A 1,367-nucleotide genomic window follows, 5' to 3' on the forward strand; every position below is an offset into this window, starting at 1 on the left:
TTGGGAAAATGAGGATATTGGGCGGTATAGGCAGGATAGTTTAAATCAGGTCTATCCAGGTTATTAATTGCGGTCAGAAAGCGTTGAATATTTACCGGACCATCACAATAAAAGGTGTCTTCATGACGTAAGTGGTATTTTTGTAATAAGAAATCAACGATCTTTCCTGGGCAGTTCTTGTCAATTTCCAAACGCACTACATGCCCATAATGACGAGAAAAAATTTCACGCTGCACTGCTTTGGCTAAGTCATCAATTTCTTCTTCACGTAAGAATAGGTCACTATTTCGAGTGAGGCGAAATGGATAGCAGCCACTGATTTCCATCCCAGGGAATAAACTATTGACGTGAGTAGTAATAATTGATGATAAATAAACAAAATAATCCGCACCACCGCAGAGTTCTGAGGGAAGATGGATTACGCGAGGAATGGAGCGTGGCGCATGCACTACCGCATAGTTAATATTCCGATTAAAGGCATCTTTTCCACTTAATGAAATAATAAAGTTCAAGCTTTTGTTGATCAGTTGCGGTAAGGGATGAGCCAAGTCCAAAGCGATAGGGCTCATAACAGGTTGTATTTCATGTTTAAAATAATGTTTGGCCCACAAATGAATATCATCAGTCCATTCCTCTAATTCAAGAAAATGAATGTTTTCTTTACATAAGGCAGGGAGCAAATGCTTATTAAATGTTGAATACAATTGATCGATTAACACATGGGTTTTTTGACTGATGTAACTAAATGCTTCATCTGGACGCAAGCCATCAATAGTGAGCTTCCCTGTGGATAAGGCCATTTTTTCTTTAAGGCCGGCAACGCGTATTTCAAAAAACTCATCCAGGTTGCTACTGCAAATACTAAGAAAACGCATCCGTTCCAATAAGGGAACTCGCTCGTCATTTGCTAAAGCAAGAACGCGTTGGTTAAAGGCAATGGCCGAAAACTCGCGGTTAATATAATACTCGGGATTATCCAACACTGTATCCAAAAGGAAACTCCATTTTAATTTCTATCTTTTAATTATTACTTAACGCACGAGGAAAAAACAAACGGCGATAAAGCCTAAAAAACCGTAAAAAGGCGATAAGTTCCAAAAAGTTAAGGCTAAAAAAAATACAATGCAACACAAGGCAATAGGAATAGAAAAATACATGCCCACAACACCTTGAGCTACCGAATAACTGGCTGCTGCTAATAAAGCTAAGGCTCCGTACTGAACGCCAATCATAATTTTGCGCGTTGCGGGGCTATCATGGCTGGTTAGCCATTGATAACCAATAATGGTCATAATTAATCCGGGTAAATTAAGGCAGAGAACGGCGAGTAATAAACCAGTAAAGCCTGCAGCCTTATAACCGATGAG

At 39.4% G+C, this 1,367-nt stretch carries 1 protein-coding gene and 1 pseudogene; both read right to left on the bottom strand.

Features of this window, described 5'->3' with window-relative positions:
- A pseudogene (locus ACQY7T_RS12380) lies at positions 1-992 on the bottom strand (polyphosphate kinase 1); the annotation flags it as partial.
- A 39-nt stretch (positions 993-1,031) separates the two neighbouring features.
- Positions 1,032-1,367 (bottom strand): chromate transporter (locus ACQY7T_RS12385; protein ID WP_428413822.1); only part of this gene is annotated, 336 nt, incomplete at its 5' end.

It is taken from the genome of Legionella sp., from assembly GCF_965140895.1.
In the GTDB taxonomy this organism is placed as follows: domain Bacteria; phylum Pseudomonadota; class Gammaproteobacteria; order Legionellales; family Legionellaceae; genus Legionella.